At 65.7% G+C, this 20,004-nt stretch carries 20 protein-coding genes; 14 read left to right on the forward strand and 6 right to left on the reverse strand.

Annotated features, from left to right (window positions below; genetic code table 11):
- Positions 1-182 precede the first annotated feature (182 nt).
- The 4 genes from ACNJYB_RS22845 (at position 183) to ACNJYB_RS22860 (ending at position 4,442) form a co-directional block, all read left to right on the forward strand.
- Positions 183-1,130, forward strand: coding sequence for an aspartate carbamoyltransferase catalytic subunit (locus ACNJYB_RS22845; protein ID WP_439368606.1), 948 nt, complete (start codon positions 183-185; stop codon positions 1,128-1,130).
- 5 nt (positions 1,131-1,135) lie between these two features.
- A complete protein-coding gene (locus ACNJYB_RS22850; protein ID WP_439375625.1) occupies positions 1,136-2,437 on the forward strand; it encodes a dihydroorotase in 1,302 nt (433 codons plus the stop codon).
- Positions 2,438-2,499: 62 nt separating this feature from the next.
- Positions 2,500-3,096 (forward strand): glycerol-3-phosphate 1-O-acyltransferase PlsY, encoded by a 597-nt coding sequence (gene plsY, locus ACNJYB_RS22855; protein WP_439368607.1) that lies wholly within the window; start codon positions 2,500-2,502, stop codon positions 3,094-3,096.
- Between the two features lie 155 nt (positions 3,097-3,251).
- Positions 3,252-4,442 (forward strand): patatin-like phospholipase family protein, encoded by a 1,191-nt coding sequence (locus tag ACNJYB_RS22860; protein WP_439368608.1) that lies wholly within the window; start codon positions 3,252-3,254, stop codon positions 4,440-4,442.
- On the opposite strand, the gene ACNJYB_RS22865 is transcribed toward ACNJYB_RS22860, so the two are convergent.
- Entirely contained in the window at positions 4,434-5,678 is a 1,245-nt protein-coding gene (locus ACNJYB_RS22865) for an amidase (protein ID WP_439368609.1), read from the reverse strand. The genes ACNJYB_RS22860 and ACNJYB_RS22865 overlap by 9 nt on opposite strands.
- Positions 5,679-5,768: 90 nt before the next feature.
- Between ACNJYB_RS22865 and dprA the strand changes: the two genes are divergently transcribed.
- On the forward strand, positions 5,769-6,914 hold the full coding sequence (dprA, locus tag ACNJYB_RS22870) for a DNA-processing protein DprA (protein WP_439368611.1): 1,146 nt from the start codon (positions 5,769-5,771) through the stop codon (positions 6,912-6,914).
- A gap of 100 nt (positions 6,915-7,014) precedes the next feature.
- Here dprA and ACNJYB_RS22875 read toward each other — a convergent pair whose 3' ends face one another.
- Positions 7,015-7,461, reverse strand: a complete 447-nt coding sequence (locus tag ACNJYB_RS22875; protein ID WP_439368612.1) for a winged helix-turn-helix transcriptional regulator — start codon at positions 7,459-7,461, stop codon at positions 7,015-7,017.
- An 83-nt stretch (positions 7,462-7,544) separates the two neighbouring features.
- Here ACNJYB_RS22875 and ACNJYB_RS22880 point away from each other — a divergent pair, with 83 nt between their 5' ends.
- On the forward strand, positions 7,545-8,150 hold the full coding sequence (locus ACNJYB_RS22880; protein WP_439368613.1) for an FMN-dependent NADH-azoreductase: 606 nt from the start codon (positions 7,545-7,547) through the stop codon (positions 8,148-8,150).
- A gap of 60 nt (positions 8,151-8,210) precedes the next feature.
- Here ACNJYB_RS22880 and ACNJYB_RS22885 read toward each other — a convergent pair whose 3' ends face one another.
- Together ACNJYB_RS22885 and ACNJYB_RS22890 are read right to left on the reverse strand one after the other, a co-directional pair.
- Positions 8,211-8,393, reverse strand: a complete 183-nt coding sequence (locus ACNJYB_RS22885; protein WP_439368614.1) for a hypothetical protein — start codon at positions 8,391-8,393, stop codon at positions 8,211-8,213.
- A gap of 177 nt (positions 8,394-8,570) precedes the next feature.
- Positions 8,571-9,344: an SDR family NAD(P)-dependent oxidoreductase gene (locus ACNJYB_RS22890; protein WP_439368615.1), complete on the reverse strand. Its 774-nt coding sequence runs from the start codon at positions 9,342-9,344 to the stop codon at positions 8,571-8,573.
- A 123-nt stretch (positions 9,345-9,467) separates the two neighbouring features.
- On the opposite strand from ACNJYB_RS22890, the gene ACNJYB_RS22895 reads away from it, so the two are divergent.
- Positions 9,468-9,935: a winged helix-turn-helix transcriptional regulator gene (locus tag ACNJYB_RS22895; protein WP_439368616.1), complete on the forward strand. Its 468-nt coding sequence runs from the start codon at positions 9,468-9,470 to the stop codon at positions 9,933-9,935.
- A 162-nt stretch (positions 9,936-10,097) separates the two neighbouring features.
- Positions 10,098-10,355 (forward strand): hypothetical protein, encoded by a 258-nt coding sequence (locus ACNJYB_RS22900; RefSeq protein ID WP_439368617.1) that lies wholly within the window; start codon positions 10,098-10,100, stop codon positions 10,353-10,355.
- 315 nt (positions 10,356-10,670) lie between these two features.
- Here ACNJYB_RS22900 and ACNJYB_RS22905 read toward each other — a convergent pair whose 3' ends face one another.
- The gene (locus ACNJYB_RS22905) at positions 10,671-10,877 is read right to left on the reverse strand and encodes a hypothetical protein (RefSeq protein WP_439368618.1); all 207 of its coding nucleotides are present in this window, start codon (positions 10,875-10,877) and stop codon (positions 10,671-10,673) included.
- A gap of 262 nt (positions 10,878-11,139) precedes the next feature.
- Between ACNJYB_RS22905 and topA the strand changes: the two genes are divergently transcribed.
- Genes topA through ACNJYB_RS22925 form a run of 4 tightly spaced genes read left to right on the forward strand, consistent with a single transcriptional unit; the run spans position 11,140 to position 17,458 of the window.
- The gene (gene topA / locus ACNJYB_RS22910; protein WP_439368619.1) at positions 11,140-13,887 is read left to right on the forward strand and encodes a type I DNA topoisomerase; all 2,748 of its coding nucleotides are present in this window, start codon (positions 11,140-11,142) and stop codon (positions 13,885-13,887) included.
- A 7-nt stretch (positions 13,888-13,894) separates the two neighbouring features.
- On the forward strand, positions 13,895-16,243 hold the full coding sequence (gene rnr, locus ACNJYB_RS22915; RefSeq protein ID WP_439368621.1) for a ribonuclease R: 2,349 nt from the start codon (positions 13,895-13,897) through the stop codon (positions 16,241-16,243).
- The gene (locus tag ACNJYB_RS22920) at positions 16,237-16,677 is read left to right on the forward strand and encodes a DUF983 domain-containing protein (protein WP_439368622.1); all 441 of its coding nucleotides are present in this window, start codon (positions 16,237-16,239) and stop codon (positions 16,675-16,677) included. Before rnr ends, ACNJYB_RS22920 begins: the two co-directional genes overlap by 7 nt.
- Before the next feature lie 31 nt (positions 16,678-16,708).
- Positions 16,709-17,458: an NUDIX hydrolase gene (locus tag ACNJYB_RS22925; RefSeq protein ID WP_439368624.1), complete on the forward strand. Its 750-nt coding sequence runs from the start codon at positions 16,709-16,711 to the stop codon at positions 17,456-17,458.
- Positions 17,459-17,536: 78 nt separating this feature from the next.
- On the opposite strand, the gene ACNJYB_RS22930 is transcribed toward ACNJYB_RS22925, so the two are convergent.
- On the reverse strand, positions 17,537-18,088 hold the full coding sequence (locus ACNJYB_RS22930) for a hypothetical protein (protein ID WP_439368626.1): 552 nt from the start codon (positions 18,086-18,088) through the stop codon (positions 17,537-17,539).
- A 219-nt stretch (positions 18,089-18,307) separates the two neighbouring features.
- Here ACNJYB_RS22930 and ACNJYB_RS22935 point away from each other — a divergent pair, with 219 nt between their 5' ends.
- Positions 18,308-19,633, forward strand: a complete 1,326-nt coding sequence (locus ACNJYB_RS22935; protein WP_439368627.1) for an LLM class flavin-dependent oxidoreductase — start codon at positions 18,308-18,310, stop codon at positions 19,631-19,633.
- A 124-nt stretch (positions 19,634-19,757) separates the two neighbouring features.
- On the forward strand, positions 19,758-19,925 hold the full coding sequence (gene rpmG / locus ACNJYB_RS22940) for a 50S ribosomal protein L33 (protein ID WP_007603295.1): 168 nt from the start codon (positions 19,758-19,760) through the stop codon (positions 19,923-19,925).
- Positions 19,926-20,004: the final 79 nt, after the last annotated feature.

Genomic DNA, 20,004 nt, shown 5'->3' on the forward strand with positions numbered 1-20,004 from the left:
CGGGGCGGCTCGAAGAGCCGAACTCCGGCGCGCCCCTGCGCGCCTGAGGATCTCGAGATGCGGGGTCTGGCGCTTGCGCGCCATCCCGGAACGACCGTGCGGGAGACAGATCAGGGGATAACTCCGGTCCCGCTCTTTGCCCCTTGCCCCACCACCGGTCCGCGCCTATAGCTCTGCTTTTAATGACATCGAAATCGACCTTCGTCCTCGGCCACCGGCATTTGCTGGGTATCGAGGGCCTTTCCGCGGCCGACATCACCGGCCTCCTCGACCTGTCCGAAGAATATGTCGAGCTCAACCGCCAGGTTGACAAGAAGCGCACCGTCCTGCGTGGACGGACGCAGGTGAACCTCTTCTTCGAGGCCTCCACCCGCACCCAGTCCTCGTTCGAGCTTGCGGGAAAGCGGCTCGGCGCCGACGTCATGAACATGTCGGTCGCCTCCTCGTCCATCAAAAAGGGCGAGACGCTGGTCGACACCGCGATGACGCTCAACGCGATGCACCCGGATATCCTGGTGATGCGCCATCACGCCTCCGGCGCGGTGGAACTGCTGGCCCGCAAGGTTGACGGTTCCGTGATCAACGCCGGCGACGGCGCGCATGAGCATCCGACCCAGGCGCTGCTCGACGCGCTCACCATTCGTCGCAACAAGGGCCGCATCGAGGGGCTCGTTGTCGCCATCTGCGGCGACGTGCTGCATTCGCGCGTTGCCCGCTCCAACATCATCCTGCTCAACACCATGGGCGCCCGCGTCCGCGTCGTCGGCCCCTCCACGCTGCTGCCGCCCGGCATCGAGCGGATGGGCGTCGAGGTTGCGCGCGACATGCGCGAGGGCCTCAGCGGCGCCGACATCGTCATGATGCTGCGGCTCCAGCGCGAGCGCATGAACGGCTCCTTCGTGCCGTCGACCTCCGAGTACTTCAACTATTTCGGGCTCGACCAGAAGAAGCTCGCTTACGCCAAGCCGGACGCCCTCGTGATGCATCCCGGCCCGATGAACCGCGGCGTCGAGATCGACACGGCGGTTGCCGACGGCGCGCAATCCCTGATCCGCGAACAGGTCGAGATGGGGGTCGCCGTGCGCATGGCGGTGCTGGAAGCGCTCGCCCGCAACCTGCCGAACGCGTGATGCCCATGCTGACCGACCGCCGCCCCGTCCTGCTCGCCAACGCCCGTGTCGTCGATCCCTCGAGGGATTTCGACGGCGTCGGCGACGTCCTGATTGCCGACGGCACCATCCGCGAGACCCGCCGCGGCATCGGCGCGGCCGGCGTCCCCGAGGGCACCGACATCGTCAACTGCGCCGGCAAGGTCGTCGCGCCGGGCCTGATCGACATGCGCGCCTTCGTCGGTGAGCCCGGCTACAGCCATCGTGAGACCTTTGCCACCGCGAGCCAGGCGGCTGCGACCGGCGGCATAACCACCATCATCTGCCAGCCCGACACCCTGCCCGTTGTCGACAATTCGGCGACCGTGGACTTCGTGATGCGGCGCGCCCGCGACACCGCGATCGTCAACATCCAGCCGATGGCGGCGCTCACCAAGGGCATGCACGGCCAGGAGATGACCGAGTTTGGCCTGCTCAAGGCCGCCGGCGCCGTGGCTTTCAGCGATGGCGACAGAAGCGTGACCAATGCGCAGGTGATGCGCCGCGCGCTGACCTACGCCCGCGATTTCGACGCGCTGATCGTGCACTACACGGAGGACCCCGATCTCGTCGGCGAAGGCGTGATGAACGAGGGCGAGTTCGCATCGCGGCTGGGCCTGATGGGCATCCCGAGTGCCGCCGAGGCGGTGATCCTCGAGCGCGACATGCGCCTCGTCGCGCTGACCGGCGGCCGCTATCACGCAGCCTCGCTGTCCTGCATCGACTCGCTCGAGATCCTCAAGCGCGGCCGCGATGCCGGCCTCCCCGTCAGCGCCTCGGTCTCCATCAACCATCTTGCGCTGAACGAGAACGACATCGGACCCTACCGGTCCTTCCTGAAACTGTCGCCGCCGCTGCGCACCGAGGACGACCGCCGCGCGCTGGTCGCCGCCGTCGCCTCCGGCCTCGTCGACGTCATCATGTCCGACCACAATCCGCAGGACGTCGAAGTCAAGCGCCTGCCGTTCGCGGAAGCGGCCAGCGGCGCCGTCGGGCTCGAGACCATGCTGCCCGCCGGCCTGCGGCTGGTGCACAATGGCGAGCTGGAACTCAAAACGCTGATCCGGGCGATGTCGACCCGGCCGGCCGAGCTGCTTGGTTTGCCGGGCGGAACCTTGCGCGCGGGTAGCCCTGCGGACGTCATCGTGATCGACCCCGATGTGCCCTGGGTGGTCGATCCCGCCGACCTCAAATCGCCTTGCAAGAACACCCCGTTCGACGAGGCCCGCTTTACAGGCCGAGTGGTGCGCACCATTGTCGGCGGACGGACGGTGTACGAACATGTCTGACGTGCGGGATCATGCGTGGCGCCTCGGTCCGACATGCGGATGCGGCCTTTGGAGATCCAGCCATGGGGCTTGAAGCCTTCCTGCCGGTGGCCTTCGTCATCGGATACCTCCTCGGCTCGATTCCGTTCGGACTGGTGCTGACAAAACTCGCCGGAACGCAGGATATCCGCTCGATCGGCTCCGGCAGCATCGGCGCCACCAATGTGCTGCGCACGGGGCGCAAGAGCCTTGCCGCGGGCACCCTGCTGTTCGATGCGCTCAAGGGCACCGTGGCCGTGGTGATCTGTGGCTACATCGCTGGGCCCAACGCGGCGATGGTGGCGGGACTTGGCGCTTTCCTCGGGCACCTGTTTCCGGTCTGGCTCAGGTTCAAGGGCGGAAAAGGTGTCGCGGTCTATATCGGCATCCTGATTGGACTGTTCTGGCCGGCCGCGGTGGTGTTCTGCCTGCTTTGGCTCGCCACCGCCTTCACCACCCGCTACTCCTCGCTCTCGGCGCTGGTGGCGTCCTTCATCACGCCGATGTTCCTATGGTGGTTCGGCCATCTCGCTTTGTCCGCGCTGTTCGCGGTGCTGACACTGCTGCTGTTCTACGCGCATCGCGAGAACATCAAGCGGCTGCAATCAGGCAAGGAAAGCCGGATCGGCGAGAAGGCCTAAGGCCTGATCCGAAAAAGTGCGGATACCGCCGCACCCTTTCCGCATTATATGCCGAATCCTGTTCGCAACTTCCGCACCACTCGCCTCAGGCTGTAGCGGACGGGTTCCATGCCTGTCATCCTGACGTGGAAGATGGCGTTACGCGGTTGCTCAGAATGAGCGAGAAGATTGTCGGCGCGCAGATTGACGGTGGTTCGCAAGGTGCAGCCCGCACCGCTGCAAGCCTGCTGCTCTTTGCGACGGACATCTGGTCCGGTGCTCCCTCGCCGCCTCCCGAGCCTGCCTCCGTTGCCCCGCCGGCGACGCCGCCCGTTCTTGTTGCGCAGCCTCCGCTTTCCGTCGCGGTGATCACCGTCGCCCCACCCGTTGCGCCGACTCCATCCAGACAATGGCCGCCGCGAAAACTTTCGCTGGCCCTCCAGGGCGGCGGCACCTTCGCCGCCTTCACCTGGGGCGTGCTGGAGCGGCTGCTGGAAGAGCCGGATATCGAAATCGACACCATCACCGGCGCAAGTGCCGGCGCGATCAATGCGCTCCTGCTCGCCTCCGGCCTCGCCGAGGGCGGCCGTGAAGCCGCGCGCAATCGGCTGAACCGGTTCTGGGTCCGCCTGATGCACGAAGCATCGTTCCGCTCATTGATGCTGGTCGGCGGATTTTCGCCCGCAGGAAGCTCGGTCGCGTTCGGGCCGACGCTGCGCTCCGGCCACTTCGATCCGTTCGATCTCGACCCGCTCAGGCAGGCGTTGTCGCGCGACATCGATTTCGCGGCGCTGCGCGCCGCAAACGCGCCAAGACTTTTAATCGCGGCAACGCGGATCCGCGACGGGCAGCAGCAGATCTTCCGCAACGAGGCCATCACCCCCGACGTTGCGCTGGCCTCGACCTGCCCGCCGCTGGTGCACTGCGCCGTCGAGATCGACGGCGAGGCCTATTGGGACGGCGGCTTTGGCGGCAATCCGCCGCTGGTGCGGCTGGTGCAGGAAACGTCTGCGGCGGACGTGCTGCTGGTCCAGGTCACGCCGTCCCGCGACAGCTACGTGCCGATCACCCTCGCCGCGATCGACCGCCGTCTCGACCAGATCGCGGCAAACGCTGCGCTCAACGCCGAGGTCGCGGCCATCGAATGGGCACAGTCACGCGCCGCGCCGTCGCTGCGGCTCTCCAGGATCGCCGCGGAAGATGCCGTTGACGGGCTGGCGCAGCGCTCATCGACCGATCTCGGCCGCGGCTTCATCCGCGCGCTGCACCGGAGCGGCCGCGAGGCTGCCGAGCGCTGGCTCGGGCAAGGCGCGTCCGGCGCGGACGCCCAACACACGCTGCCCGCCGCCGAAGCGGCGCTAGCCTGATTTCGCCAGCGCGTTCTCCAGGAACCAGGCCGACGACAACGCCACCGGATCATTGCCGAAGCGCGCGATCACCTGGACGCCGATCGGCAGGCCATTGGCTTTCAGCACCGGCACGTTGACGCAAGGATTGCCCATCAGCGTCCAGACCCGGTTGTAGCGGGGATCGCCTGTCGTTGCGAGTTCCTTGGCCGGCGGCGTGCCCGGCGCCGAATAGGTCAGCAGCACATCGAAATCCTCGAACAGTTCTCCGAGTTCGCGGCGGCCGCGACGAGCGATGCGGCGGGCCTCATCGTAGTCTTTCGGCGTCAGCCCGACCGTCGCATCGAGGCTGGCGCGCAGCATCGGTGCGATCTCGTCGTGATGTTCGTCAAACTCCCAGGCGAGCGCGCGATGCGCCTCGAAATCCTGGATGATCGGGTGGACGCGCCAGGCTTCCGCCAGCGACTCCGGCGTGGCGAGCGTCTGCACGCTGGCGCCGGCACGTTCGGCCGCCTTTATCGCAGCTTGCAGCCCCTCTTCCGCCGCCGGCTCGACGGCACCGGCGAATTCCTGCCTGACCACGCCGATGCGCGGCGCCTTCGCCGGAGCGATGCCGGAGAATTCGTTGCGGCCCGTCATCGCCGAAAGTCCGCGCGCGAGATCCTCCGCGCGCGCGCCGAACAGGCCGACGGTGTCGAGCGCCCACGAATAGCATTTGACACCAACCGTCGGCAGCATCCGGAACGACGGTTTGATCGCGGCGGTGCCGCAATAGGCCGCAGGCCGGATCACCGAGCCGCCGGTCTGGGTGCCCAGTGCCAGCGGGATCATGCCGGCGCCAACCGCTGCCGCCGAGCCCGCGGACGAACCGCCCGGCGTGTGACCGAGATTGTGCGGATTGAGCGTCGGCGTCGGGTCGCGCGAGGCGAACGCGGTCGTGGTGGTCTTGCCGATGATGGTCGCGCCTGCCCGCTTCAGCATCATCACGACCGGCGCATCCGAGCGCGGCTGCCAGCCGCGATAGATCACCGAGCCCATCTCGGTCGGCATGTTGGCGGTGTCGATGATGTCCTTGATGCCGACCGCGATGCCGCGCAGCGGGCCGGAGGCTTGCGCCTTGGCGGATTTGTCGTGCCGGACGAAGGCGCGGACGTCCTTCTCCCTGGCCTCGATCGCCGCGTGCGACTGGGCGATGGCGGCCTCGGGCGAAAGCTCGCCCGCTTCGATGCGGTGCTGGAGGTCGGCGAGTGAGATCATGGCGAAACCCTTCTTATTGGCATCGCTTTTAGCATCGCGAAGGGGCCACGCAAGCGCACGACGCTGTTGCCCACCCCCTCAGGTTGTTCCATGCTGCGCTCACAAGGAGACGCCGTGGACGCCATCAACCCAAGCGTGGAGCTGACCGAGGCTGAGCGGATCGACCGCCTGCGGCTGATCCGCTCCGACAATGTCGGGCCGCGCACCTTTCGCTCGCTGGTCGATCATTTCGGCACGGCGCGCGCCGCGCTGGAGCGGCTGCCGGATCTCGCCCGTCGCGGCGGTGCGCAGCGATCGGGGCGCATCTGCAGCGCGGATGAAGCAAAGGCCGAGCTCGCGGCGAGCCGCAAGTTCGGCATCGCCTGGCTCGCGCCCGGCGAAGACGGTTATCCAGCGCGCCTCGCGATGATCGACGATGCGCCGCCGCTGCTTGCGGTGCGCGGCGACACGAAGACCCTGATGCGGCCGATAATCGCGATCGTTGGCTCGCGCAACGCCTCCGGCGCCGGCTTGAAGTTTGCCGGCCAGCTCGCGCGCGAGCTCGGGGAGGTCGGCTTCGTCATCATCTCGGGCCTCGCCCGCGGCGTCGACCAGGCCGCGCATCGCACCAGCGTCGAGAGCGGCACGATCGCGGTGCTCGCCGGCGGCCATGACTGTATCTATCCGCCCGAACATGGCGATCTGCTCGGATCGATCCTCGATCACGCGGGCGCGGCGATCTCCGAGATGCCGCTCGGCCACGAGCCGCGCGCCCGCGACTTCCCCCGCCGCAACCGCCTGATCTCCGGCGCCGCGCTCGGCGTCGTCGTGGTGGAGGCGGCGCACCGCTCCGGCTCGCTGATCACCGCGCGCATGGCGGCCGAACAGGGCCGCGAAGTGTTCGCCGTCCCCGGCTCGCCGCTCGACCCGCGCGCCGCCGGCACCAACGACCTGATCAAGCAGGGCGCAACGCTCGTCACCGAAGCCGCCGACATCGTCAACGCGTTGCAGCCGATCATGGAGCGGCCGCCGATGCACCCCGTCGGCGAGCCCGACAGCGATCCGTTCGAAAGCGATCCGCAAGGCCATGACCGCGACCAGATCACCGGCCTGCTCGGCCCTGCCCCGATTTCGATCGACGATCTCGTCCGGATGTCCGGCGCCTCGCCCGCGATCGTGCGCACCGTGCTGCTGGAGCTCGAGCTTGCCGGCCGCCTCGAACGCCACGGCGGCGGCCTGGTGTCGCTGCTGAAATGATGAAGTTTGGTTCGTGCGGCTGTCGTCACCGCGGGGCCCCCGGCGGGGAGAGGTGTTGGAGCTCGCCGCTCGCAGCTTTTCAACCAAAGCTCTCGCTGATCTAGCCGTCGTTGCGCCGGTCGAACCGGGTGCGCGCGGCCTCGATCTGATCGAGATGATCCTTCGCCCATTTGCCGAGCGCCTCGACCGGCCGCGACAGCCCGTGTCCGAGATCGGTCAGCTCATAATCCACGCGCGGCGGAATGGTCGGGAAGATCGTCCGCGTGACGAGGCCATCGCGCTCGAGGCCGCGCAGCGTCAGGGTCAGCATCCGCTGCGAGATGCCGTTGATCATGCGCTTCAGCTCATTGAAGCGCTTCGGCCCGTCACTCAGCATCATGATGACGAACACGCTCCATTTGTCGCCGACGCGGGACAGCACGGAAGCGACCCCGCGGCAGTCCGCGTGGTTGGGATCCGGCCTTTGATCCGGACCTGGACCCAGCCTCTGATCTAGCCTTGGCGAGGCAGGTAAATCGGTGTGAGCAGGTTTCAATAATGTGTCCATGGCTCAAAAAAGTGCGTTCTTGCGGGGATTTCAACAGTCACTCATGTAGTCCGGGTTACAAATCTATACCAGGGTGACCCCAAATGAAACTCCTCCATATCGACTCCAGCGTGCTCGGCCCCCACTCCGTCAGCCGGCAGGTCTCCGCCGCCATCGTCGACCGCCTCAAGCAGGCGACGCCGTCCCTCGAGGTGGTCTATCGCGACCTGAGCCAGACCCCTCTCGCCCACCTGTCCGGCTCGCACCTGGCAGCCGCGCAGGGCGCGCCGGCGCCGGCGGAACTCGGACCCGACCTCGCCGCGAGCGCAGCCGCGCTGGACGAGTTCCTGGCCGCCGACATCGTCGTGATCGGCGCCCCCATGTACAATTTTACGATTCCCAGCCAGCTCAAGGCATGGATCGACCGCATCGTCGTGGCGGGCAAGACGTTCAGCTACGGGGCGAATGGGCCGCAGGGTCTTGCCGGCGGCAAGCGCGTGATCCTGGCCATCTCACGCGGCGGCTATTATGGCGCAGGCTCGCCGGCGGCGGCGCTCGAGCATCTCGAGACCTATTTGCGCGGCGTGTTCGGCTTCATCGGGATCAATCCCGAATTCATCAGCGCCGATGGCATCCAGGTCGGACCGGAGCACCGCGAAAAGGCGATTGCAGGCGCGCTCCAGGCGGCGACCAATTTGCGCGCTGCGTAAAGTTCGCACCGACGACCCCAGCCGCTGCCGGACTCCGGCGGCGGCTGACAGTCAACATCGCTAAAACCAGGCGCCCTGCATGCCGAGGATGACGGCCACGAGCGAAATGAACAGGCCGATCCCGGAGAAAAGAGCCACGCCGATGAACTCCGAGATGTCAGAGTGCTTGGCGGGAATGGCGGAACGTTCGGTGAAAATACGCGGTGCTGAAATCGATGAAAAAATGCGAGCTGCCTTTGGCATCACGGGCTCCCTTGAAATCGGGTCTTGTGACCCCCGCCCGTAGAAATGTCTTTGCAGCGCAAGCGAAGGTTCAACGCCTCACGCAAAGGTTTAGACAATACGCCGCACAACGCGAGGGAACCGGCCGGCGCAACCGACGAAGGCGACGCCGACCGATTCAATTTTCACTTCACTTGATCAACCGCGATAGATCGGCGCGCCGCTCGGCGATGCCACCGCGCCGCCATCGACGAAGATCTCCTGGCCCTGCACGTGCGCGGCATCATCGGAGGCGAGGAACAGCACCGTCTTCGAGATGTGATCGGGTTCACCAATACGCCCCAGCGGCGTCGACAGCGCGATCCGCTTCTCGAAGGCCTTCTCGGCTTCGGGCGTCGCGATCGCAGGCCCCCAGATGGGCGTGCGGATCGCACCGGGGGCGACGACGTTGACGCGGATACCGCGCGGTGACAGCTCCGAGGCCATGATCCGCGCCATCGCACGCACACCGGCCTTCGCGGCACCGTAAGCGGAATAGCCGGGAATGCCGAGCACCGAGATCACCGAGCCGTTGAGGATGATCGAGGCATTGTCGTTGAGATGAGGCAGCGCCGACTGCACGGTGAAGAACACGCCGGTCAAATCGGTGCTGATGACCTTCTCGAACACATCCAGCGTCGCTGCGCCGAGCGGCGTGCTGCCGGGAATACCGGCGTTGGCGAACACGATGTCGAACTTGCCGAATTTTTCGGCGCCCTGCTTGATCGCCGCCTCGGTCGCGGCGATGTCGGTGGCATCGGCTGCGAGCGCGAGCGCGTTCGCCCCAAGCTCCTTGGCGGCGGCCGCCAGTGTCTCCTTGTTGCGCCCGGTGATCACCACCTTGGCGCCCTCGGCCACGAACAGTTTTGCCGTCGCAAGCCCGATGCCGCTGTTGCCGCCGGTGATCAAGGCCGTCTTGTCCTTCAGTCTCACGCTCGCCTCCAAGTAGTTGCATTATGAAACTACATTGCCATCTAGGCCATTTGGTTTTATAATGCAACCACACAAGCGCGTGATCGGCGGCCGGACCGTGCGAACGCGAAAGGACAGACGACGATGGTGAAACGAACGAGCTTCGAGGGCGATTCCTGCCCGATCGCGCGCTCGCTGGACGCGCTCGGCGACTGGTGGTCGCTGCTGATCATCCGCGAGGCGCTGTTCGGCCTGCGCCGCTTCGGCGAGTTTCAGAGCAAGCTCGGCATGGCCAAGAACATCTTGTCAGTGCGGCTGCGCGCACTGGTCGACCACGGCATCCTGGAAACCGCCCCCGCCTCCGACGGCAGCGCCTATCAGGAATATGTGCTGACGCCAAAGGGCCGCGGCACCTTCCCGATCCTGGTCGCATTAAGGCAATGGAGCGAGGAGTTCGACGACCACCCCGACGAGATCGCGACGATCCTGGTCGATCGCGAGAAAGGCCGCCCGGTGAAGAAGCTCGAAATGCGCGCCGAGGACGGCCGCGTGCTCAGCCCCGCCGACACCACGCTGAAACCGCGACCGGCGCGACGGCGGCGGTCGGGGTGACGACGCATGCCAGCCACCCCTCCGTCATTGCGAGCGCAGCAAGGCAATCCAAACTACCTCGGAGGAATGACTCTGGATTGCTTCGCTGCGCTCGCAATGACGACGTAGTGCCACTTGTAGTAAGTATAACGGCCTCAAGATGGCTAAAGGCCCGACGACATCATGTCAGGCCGCTTCCAAAATGAGAGCGTATTGGAAACGATCGACCGCGCCACCGCGGTCGCGTTTGGCAGCCCGACCTACATGGGCGGACCCGCGGCGCAATTCAAAGCCTTCGCGGACGCTTCGAGCGACCGATGGAGCCAGCATAGCTGGACGCAAGGGCTGACCACCGCGTCATTGCGAGCGCAGCGAAGCAATCCAGACCACCACCCCGGAACGACTCTGGATTGCTTCGCTGCGCTCGCAATGACGACGTAGTGCCACTTGTAGTAAGTATAAAGGCCTCAAGATGGCTAAAGGCCCGACGACATCATGTCAGGCCGCTTCCAAAATGAGAGCGTATTGGAAACGATCGACCGCGCCACCGCGGTCGCGTTTGGCAGCCCGACCTACATGGGGCGGACCCGCGGCGCAATTCAAAGCCTTCGCGGACGCTTCGAGCGACCGATGGAGCCAGCATAGCGCGACGGCCCCGCTGGCACCTCGGCCGTGCATCCTTCGAGGCTCCCGGCGCGATGCCTGGCATCGCGCCACTCGCGCCTCAGGATGACGGGACTAATAGAGACCCGCTCCTCACGACAGCTTGCGCCTCGTCCGCAGCCGCAAATGCTCATCGGCTTCCAGCTGCGTCATCCCTAGGAGATAATGCAGCACGTCCAGCTTGTGGCGCTCGGTGAGCTTGCGCAACGCAGCCACCTGCTCGGCGATGAAGGCCACCGCCTCATCTGCCCCGCCCTCTCCCGGTTCGTCGTTGCGCGAGCCTCCCGGCGCGCCTGCCACGGCGCGCGCTCGCTTCTTTCCCCGCCTTGTCACCCGTCCCCACCCCGAATCCATGCCCCCACAGAGACACTACGCCTACATGGATCGCAACTCCAAGGTGGTACTTTGCAACTTTCTCGATATGAAACTTTTCTCATTCGGAGCGCTTCCAACACCGCCCGATTTGACAGCCGGGGTCTCACCACCCATGTTCGGGGCGAAACGGCCGACCCGAGTCCTTTCGTTTTCGGCCCCAGATTTTCCCGTAAGCCACTGGAACTAAATGAATATCGTCATTGTGGAGTCGCCGGCGAAAGCCAAGACGATCAACAAGTATCTGGGCTCGTCCTACGAGGTTCTGGCCTCGTTCGGCCATGTCCGCGATCTCCCGGCGAAGAATGGTTCCGTCGATCCCGACGCCAATTTCAAGATGATCTGGGAGGTCGACCCCAAGGCGGCCGGCCGGCTCAATGATATTGCGAGGTCCCTGAAGGGCGCCGACCGCCTGATTCTGGCGACCGACCCTGATCGCGAGGGCGAGGCCATCTCCTGGCACGTGCTCGAAGTGCTCAAGGAGAAGCGTGCGCTGAAGGATCAGAAGATCGAGCGCGTGGTGTTCAATGCCATCACCAAGCAGGCCGTCTCCGAGGCGATGAAGCATCCGCGCCAGATCGATGGTGCGCTGGTCGATGCCTATATGGCGCGCCGCGCCCTCGATTACCTCGTCGGTTTCACCCTCTCCCCCGTGCTGTGGCGCAAGCTGCCGGGCGCCCGCTCGGCCGGCCGCGTGCAGTCGGTGGCGCTGCGCCTCGTCTGCGACCGCGAGCTCGAGATCGAGAAGTTTGTGCCGCGCGAATACTGGTCGCTGATCGCGACCCTGCTCACCCCGCGCGGCGATGCCTTCGAGGCCCGCCTCGTCGGCGCCGACGGCAAGAAGATCCAGCGCCTCGACATCGGCACCGGCGCGGAAGCCGAAGACTTCAAGAAGGCGCTGGAAGCGGCCGCCTATGCCGTCACCTCGGTCGATGCCAAGCCGGCCCGTCGCAATCCGCAGGCGCCCTTCACCACCTCGACGCTGCAGCAGGAAGCCAGCCGCAAATACGGGTTTGCGCCGGCGCACACCATGCGCATCGCCCAGCGCCTCTATGAAGGCATCGACATCGGCGGCGAGACCACCGGACTCATTACTTATATGCGTACCGACGGCGTGCAGATCGCCCCCGAGGCGATCACGCAGGCGCGCAAGGTGATCGGCGAGGATTACGGCAAGGCCTATGTGCCGGACTCCCCGCGCCAGTACCAGGCCAAGGCCAAGAACGCCCAGGAAGCGCACGAAGCCATCCGCCCGACCGATCTCTCCCGCCGTCCCGTCAGCATGAGCCGCAAGCTCGATGCCGATCAGGCCCGGCTCTATGAGCTGATCTGGAAGCGTACCATCGCGAGCCAGATGGAGGCGGCCGAGCTCGAGCGCACCACCGTGGACATCACCGCGAAGGCCGGCGGCCGGACGCTGGAGCTGCGCGCCACCGGCCAGGTCGTCAAGTTCGACGGCTTCCTCGCGCTTTACCAGGAAGGCCGCGACGACGAGGAGGACGAGGATTCCCGCCGCCTTCCCGGCATGAGCGCCGGCGAGGCGCTGAAGCGGCAGTCGCTCGCCGTCACCCAGCATTTCACCGAGCCGCCGCCGCGCTTCTCCGAAGCGTCCCTCGTCAAGCGCATGGAAGAGCTCGGCATCGGCCGTCCCTCCACCTATGCCTCGATCCTCCAGGTCCTGAAGGACCGCGGCTACGTCAAGCTGGAGAAGAAGCGCCTGCACGGCGAAGACAAGGGGCGCGTCGTGATCGCGTTCCTGGAGAGCTTCTTCAGCCGCTATGTCGAATACGACTTCACCGCCGCGCTGGAGGAGCAGCTCGACCGCATCTCCAACAACGAGATCTCCTGGCAGCAGGTGCTGAAGGACTTCTGGCGTGACTTCATCGGCGCCGTCGACGACATCAAGGACCTGCGCGTCGCGCAGGTGCTCGACGTGCTCGACGAGATGCTGGGGCCGCACATCTATCCGCCGCGCGCCGACGGCGGCGACGTGCGCCAGTGCCCGAATTGCGGCACCGGGCGCCTCAACCTCAAGGCCGGCAAGTTCGGCGCCTTCGTCGGCTGCTCGAACTATCCGGAATGCCGCTACACCCGTCAGCTCGCCGCTGACGGCGAGGCGACCGCCGACCGTTCGCTCGGCCAGGATCCTGACACGGATCGCGATGTCTGGGTCAAGGCCGGCCGCTTCGGCCCCTACATCCAGCTCGGCGAGCAGAAGGATTATGAGGAAGGCGAGAAGCCGAAGCGCGCGGGCATCCCCAAGGGCACCTCGCCCAGCGATGTCGATCTCGAGCTCGCGCTGAAGCTGCTGTCGCTGCCGCGCGAGATCGGCAAGCATCCGGAAACGGGCCAGCCGATCACGGCAGGTCTCGGCCGCTTCGGGCCGTTCGTGAAACACGAGAAGACCTATGCGAGCTTGGAGGCCGGCGACGAGGTCTTCGATATCGGCCTCAACCGCGCCGTGACGCTGATCGCCGAGAAGGCCGCCAAGGGTCCGAGCCGCCGCTTCGGCGCCGATCCCGGCAAGGCGATCGGCGACCATCCGACGCTCGGCACGGTCACCGTGAAGAGCGGCCGTTATGGTGCCTATGTCACCGCGGGCGGCGTCAACGCGACGATCCCGGCCGAGTTCGAGAAGGACGCCATCACGCTGCCGCAGGCGATCGCGCTGATCGACGAGCGCGCGGCCAAGGGCGGCGGCAAGACCAAGGCGAAGAAGGCGGCGAAGCCCGCCAAGGCCAAGAAGGCTGCGGAGACGGCCGACGGCGAGGATGCCGCGCCAAAACCGAAGAAACCGGCAGCGAAGAAAGCCGCGGCCAAATCCAAATCCGAATCCACCAGCAAGGCGCGCGCCGCCGTGTCGTCGACCGCAAAGACGTCGCCGACCAAGGCCGCCGCCACCAAGGCTCCGGCCAAGAAGAGCGCCGGCAAGAATTAGAGGTTAAGTGAAACCAAAGAAAGACCGTGGCTTTCCCGACAGGCAAGCCATCGTCGCCTTCATCAAGGCAAATCCAGGAAAGGTCGGGACCCGCGAAATTGCGCGCGAGTTCGGCCTCAAGAACGCCGATCGCGTCGAGCTCAAGCGCATGCTGCGCGAGCTCGCCGACGACGGGATCATCAAGAAGAAGCGCCACAAGGTTTCCGAGCCGGACGCGCTGCCGCCGACGCTGCTCGCCGACATCACCGGCCGCGACTCCGATGGCGAGCTGATCGCCTCCCCCGCCGAATGGGACGAGGTCGAGAGCGGCGAGCCGCCAAAGATCCTCATCGAGATGCCGCGCCGGGCCAAGCCCGGCACCGCCGCCGGTGTCGGCGACCGTGCGCTGCTGCGCGTCGAGCGCTCGGACGATGACGAAGGTCCCGCCTATCGCGGCCGCATCATCAAGGTCATCGACAAGGCCAAGAGCCGCATCCTCGGCGTCTTCCGCAGCCTTCCCGAAGGCGGCGGACGGCTCGTCCCCGTCGACAAGAAGTTCGCCGACCGCGAGCTCAACATCGCCAAAACGGACACGCAAGGTGCACAGGACGGCGACCTCGTCAGCGTCGACATCGTCCGCAGCCGCGGCTTTGGTCTCGCCTCCGGCCGGGTCAAGGAGAAGCTCGGCTCGGTCAAGTCGGAGAAGGCGATCAGCCTGATCGCGATCTACGCCCACGAGATTCCACTGCAATTCTCCTCCGCAGCGGAGCGCGAGGCGGAAGCCGCCGAGCCCGCGAACCTGAAGGGCCGCGAGGACTGGCGCGACGTCCCGCTCGTCACCATCGATCCGCCCGACGCCAAGGATCACGACGACGCGGTGCATGCGCGCCCCGACGACGCCCCCAACAACAGAGGCGGCTTCATCGTCAACGTCGCCATCGCCGATGTCAGCTTCTACGTTCGGCCGGGCACCGCGCTCGACCGCGACGCGCTCGACCGCGGCAACTCGGTCTATTTCCCCGATCGCGTCGTGCCGATGCTGCCCGAGCGCATCTCCAACAATCTCTGCTCGCTGGTGCCGGGCGAGCCGCGCGGCGCGCTCGCGGTGCGCATGGTGCTCGGCCCCGATGGCCGCAAGCGCTCGCACAGTTTTCATCGCATCCTGATGCGCTCGGCCGCAAAGCTCAGCTACGCGCAGGCGCAGGCCGCGATCGACGGACGGCCCGACGACACCACCGGCCCGCTACTCGACCCGATCCTCAAACCGCTCTACGCCGCCTATGCCTGCGCCAAGCGCGCACGCGACGAGCGCGATCCGCTCAATCTCGATCTGCCCGAGCGCAAGATTCTCTTGAAGAGCGACGGCACGGTCGACCGCGTGGTCGTGCCGGAACGTCTCGACGCCCACAAGCTGATCGAGGAGTTCATGATCCTCGCCAACGTCGCGGCGGCCGAGATGCTGGAGAAGAAATCGCTGCCGCTGATCTACCGCGTCCATGACGAGCCGACGCTGGAGAAGGTCCACGCGCTCGCGGAATTCCTGCAGACGCTCGACGTTCCCTTTGCGAAGTCAGGCGCGCTGCGCCCGACGCTGTTCAACCGCGTGCTGGCCCAGCTCGAGGGCCACGACTACTACCCGCTGGTCAGCGAGGTCGTGCTGCGCGCCCAGGCGCAGGCCGAGTACTCATCGGAGAACTACGGCCATTTCGGCCTGAACCTGCGCCGCTACGCCCACTTCACCTCCCCGATCCGCCGCTATGCCGACCTCGTCGTGCACCGCGCGCTGGTCCGCGCGCTCGGGCTTGGCGAAGGCGCTCTGCCCGACAGCGAGACGCCGGAGAGCTTAAGCGAAGTCGCCGCGCATATTTCGCTGACCGAACGGCGCGCGATGAAAGCGGAACGCGAAACGGTCGACCGCCTGATCGCCCATCATCTCGCCGACCGCATCGGCGCCAGTTTCCAGGGCCGCGTCTCCGGCGTCACCCGCGCCGGCCTGTTCGTCAAGCTGAACGAGACCGGCGCCGACGGATTGATCCCGATCCGATCCCTTGGCACGGAATATTTCAACTATGACGAGGGCCGCCATGCCCTCGTCGGCACGCGCAGCGGCACCATGTATCAGCTCGGCGACGTCGTCGACGTTCGCCTGATCGAAGCAGCTCCCATCGCAGGCGCACTACGCTTCGAGCTGCTGTCCTCGGAAAGCGACACCGGCCCGCGCGAGCGCAGGCCGTTCCGCGCGCAGCGCAAATCGTCGAAGGCGCATCCCGGACGCAGCCCGGAGAGAAAACGCAAGCCGGAGAAGCAAAAGTCCGGCAAGGGGAAGAAGGGCAAGAACAAGGGAAAAGGCAAGGGGCAGAAGGGCAAGGCGTGGTGACGATGAGCACGGCCCCGAAGATCTGGACGCGCGAGACTGGCCTCGTCGAGAAGCGCGACGTCTGGTCGGCGATGAAACGCGGCTTTCGCGGCCGCTGCCCGCGCTGTGGCGAGGGAAAACTGTTCCGCGCCTTCCTGAAGACCGCCGACAATTGCTCGGTCTGCGGCCTCGATTTCACGCCGCACCGCGCCGACGACCTGCCCGCCTATCTCGTGATCGTCATCGTCGGCCACATCGTGGTGCCCGCGATCCTCTGGATCGAGACCAATTACACCACGCCGGTCTGGATCAGCTTTGCGGCCTATCTGCCCTTCACGTTCTTTGCCTCGCTCGGACTGCTGCAGCCCGTGAAGGGCGCCGTGGTCGGATTGCAATGGGCTCTGCGCATGCACGGCTTTGACGAGAATCCTCCGGATGGTATTCCGCCGGTCTAAGCAATAAGCAAGAAAAGGTTTGGGTGAGGACATGACGGATATTTCGCAGGCAGAAGAGAAGGCCAAGATCCACGAAGGCAAGGAAGCCGATCACCATCCCTATTTCCGCCCGAAGGATGCCGCGACGCTGATCCTGGTCGATCGCAGCGGCGCCGTTCCAAAAGTCCTGGTCGGCAAGCGCCACGACAAGGTGGTGTTCATGCCCGGAAAGTTCGTCTTCCCCGGCGGCCGTGTCGACAAGGACGATTACCGCGTGCCGGTTGCAGCGCCCATCACCGCGGAGCTGGAGGCCAATCTCGCCAAGGGCAGCCCGAAGACGCCGGCCTCACGCGCAAAATCGCTGGCGATCGCCGCAATCCGCGAGGCCTGCGAGGAAACCGGCCTCTGTCTCGGCCGCAAGGCCGAGGGCAAGGCCAGGCTCGAAGGTCCGTGGAAGCCGTTCGCGGATGCAGGCCTATTGCCCGATCCCTCCAGCCTGTTCCTGATCGCGCGCGCGATCACCCCGCCCGGCCGCGTCAAGCGCTTCGACACCCGCTTCTTCACCGCGGATGCCTCCGCGATCACCCACCGCGTCGAGGGCGTGATCCATGCCGATGCGGAGCTGGTCGAGCTGGTCTGGGTCGAGCTCGGCTCGAAGCCGCTCGCCGATCTGCATCCGATGACACGCAACGTGCTCAACGAGCTCGACACCCGCCTTGCCACCGGCCCGCTGCGCCACGACGCGCCGGTGCCGTTCTTCCATTTCTACGGCGGCAAGATGCAGAAGGATGTTTTGAGCTGATCGAAGCGGGATGAGCCTGGCTGGGGTCACCTCTCTCCACTGGGGGAGGCGAGCCGAGGCGGCCTATCGAGCTATTCATCAGCTGGCGTCATCGCTGTCCGGCTCGGTACCGACATAGCTGCGCGCCGGCAGCTTGAGAACGCGGGCGATTTCGCTCGCCAGCCTGTCCGCGTCATCACGCTTCGTGAAGCTCATCAGGTTGATCGGCTCGGTACCCTTGCTGCCGCACAGATTGACGTCGTAGGCCGTGAGCTCCGGGTCATAGTCCTCGGTGATGCTGATGAACTGGTAGTCGCCGAGATTGCGATGCCTGCGAATATTCAGCGGGCCGAACTGCCTGGTGATGACGATCTGGCGCAGCGCCTCGTTGAGCACGACGAAAGTGCGGAAGGTGAGCAGGATCAGGCCGGGAATGCCAACGAGCAGTCCGAGCCCCGTGAACACCAGCACCGGCAGGAGGTCGTCGGCGAGCCGGCCGAAGCCGGAAAAATCCTGACGCAGGCCGAGCGCGACATTCCACAGCAGATAACCGCTCGCGCCGAGCAGCGGCAGCGACAAGAGCCGGCCGACCCAGGGCATGGGACGGTCGATGCGAACCATGCTGCCATCCACTGTCATTGCGCCGGCCATTGAAGTCTCCTCACGGGGTCATGGCTTGGTCGGGCTAAGCGGCAGCTTGGTTCGATGACCCTCCCCCTAATTCCGCGTCGCGCGCAGCGTGAACCCGGAATGACGCGATTGTGCTGAGCACCTCGCGAAAAACAAAAAATTCTTCCCGCCTCCCCCAATGGCGCAGTTCCCGGCCGTGCCTATGTCTTTGCGAACGACACCCAGAACGGATACGGGGCGATGGCACAACGGCAACTCAAGCTTGGCGCGTTCATGCGCCCGATCAGCATCCACACCGGCGCCTGGCGCTATCCCGGGGCCTGGCCCGACGCCAATTTCAACTTCGGTCACATCAAGCAGCTGATCCGGAAGCTCGAGGCCGGCAAGTTCGACGCCTTCTTCATGGCCGATCACCTCGCGGTCCTGAACATGCCGATCAATGCGCTCAAGCGCAGCCACACCGTGACCTCGTTCGAGCCGTTCACGCTGCTGTCGGCGCTCTCGGCGGTCACCGAACGGATCGGCCTGATCGCCACGGGCTCGACCACCTTCGACGAGCCCTATCACGTGGCGCGGCGCTTCGCCTCGCTCGACCATCTCAGCGGCGGCCGCGCCGGGTGGAATATCGTCACCACATCGAACCCTGACGCGGCGCTGAATTTCGGGCTCGACGACCACATGGAGCACGCCGAGCGCTACAAGCGCGCCCGCGAGTTCTACGACGTCGTCACGGGCCTCTGGGATTCCTTCGCCGACGACGCCTTCGTGCGCGACGTCGAGAGCGGGCTGTTCTTCGATCCCGCCAAGATGCACACGCTCGACCACAACGGTAAATATCTGAAGGTGCGCGGCCCGCTCAACATCGCCCGCCCCGTGCAGGGCTGGCCGGTGATCGTGCAGGCCGGCGCCTCCGAGGACGGCAAGCAGCTCGCGGCCGAGACCGCGGAAGCCGTGTTCACCGGCGGCGGCAGCCTCGCCGACGGGCAGAAGCTCTATGCCGACATCAAGGGCCGCATGGAGAAGGTCGGCCGCGATCCTGAACACCTCAAGATCCTGCCCGGCGCCTTCGTCGTGGTCGGCGACAGCGTCGATGAGGCCAAGGAGAAGCGCGCGCTGCTCGACAGCCGCGTGCACTACGACAGTGCCATCGCCTCGCTGTCGGTCATCCTCGGCACCGACGCCTCCGGCTTCGATCCAGATGGCCCCCTCCCCGAGATCCCCGAGACCAATGCCAGCAAGAGCGGCCGCCAGCGCATGGTCGATCTCGCCGCCCGCGAAAAGCTCACCGTGCGCCAGCTCGCCCAGCGCGTGGGCGGCTATGGCGGCCTGTCCTTCGTCGGCACCGCCAAAACCATCGCCGACCAGATGGAGGAATGGCTGGTCGGGCGCGGCTCGGACGGCTTCAACATCATGTTCCCGTTCCTGCCCGCCGGCCTCGACGATTTCGTCGACAAGGTGGTCCCGGAGCTGCAGAAACGCGGGATCTTCCGCCAGGAGTATGAAGGGGCCACTTTGAGGGAGAATCTGGGTCTGCCGCGGCCCAAAAACCGCTTCTTCGAGGCCTGATCGGCCCGATTTGAGTGGTTTATGCCCCCTAAAACCTTGACATCAGGCGGTTTCTGGCTAGGTTGCCGGCCAACGCGGGCCGTTTGGCCGGCTCCAGATTCCCCAATTTTCTGAGGTTCAGAACATGGCCAAAGCGGTCACCATCAAGGTCAAGCTCGTGTCCTCGGCCGACACCGGCTTCTACTACGTCGCCAAGAAGAATTCGCGCACCATGACCGACAAGCTGGTCAAGAAGAAGTACGACCCGGTCGCGCGCAAGCACGTCGAGTTCCGCGAAGCCAAGATCAAGTAAGAAGATCAAGTAAGATCGCGGACTACGCTACGGACTTTTGACGGGGCCTCGCGGCCCCGTTTTTCTTTTGGCCGCTCAG

Origin of the sequence: Bradyrhizobium sp. SMVTL-02 (genome assembly GCF_051853005.1) — a bacterium.
GTDB lineage: Bacteria > Pseudomonadota > Alphaproteobacteria > Rhizobiales > Xanthobacteraceae > Bradyrhizobium.